Origin of the sequence: Acinetobacter sp. USHLN143 (assembly GCF_037145695.1) — a bacterium.
Lineage (GTDB): Bacteria > Pseudomonadota > Gammaproteobacteria > Pseudomonadales > Moraxellaceae > Acinetobacter > Acinetobacter fasciculus.
This window is the reverse complement of record NZ_JBBCWZ010000246.1, coordinates 1-346: the sequence shown is the minus strand read 5'-3', so window position 1 is coordinate 346 and position 346 is coordinate 1. Positions and strand designations below refer to the sequence as shown.

The following is a 346-nucleotide window of genomic DNA, read 5'->3' as shown; positions in this document are numbered from 1 at the left end:
TTCTTCTTGGTCTACGTGTCATAAAATACTCCATATATTGATGTTTATAACATCATTTGGGGAGCAAAATATCACTTATAAGTGTTGTTCAAATTTCCTGATCCACCTCTTCTCTTAGATTTTTCCAGTAAACTTTCTAAATGTTTAGGTAAATTACCTGCGGAGTCTAAAGAGTCGAATCTTAATATATTCAGAATGCCAATAGATGCAATATGAAAGCTGATTCTCAAAGGACTGAACCGTACCGGGTTCGTCGGAGACTTTTTTATTTAAGTTAGGCCACCTGACCTAACGGGTTAATCTTATCATAGTACATTGCTTCAAACTCAAAAGGCGATACATAACC

The 346-nt window shown here is 35.5% G+C and carries 2 pseudogenes; both read right to left on the bottom strand.

The window, feature by feature from the left end:
* Nucleotides 1-110 precede the first annotated feature (110 nt).
* Nucleotides 111-242, bottom strand: a pseudogene (locus tag WFH18_RS17930) (IS4 family transposase); the annotation flags it as partial.
* 32 nt (nt 243-274) lie between these two features.
* Nucleotides 275-346 (bottom strand): annotated as a pseudogene (locus WFH18_RS17925) (type II toxin-antitoxin system HipA family toxin); the annotation flags it as partial.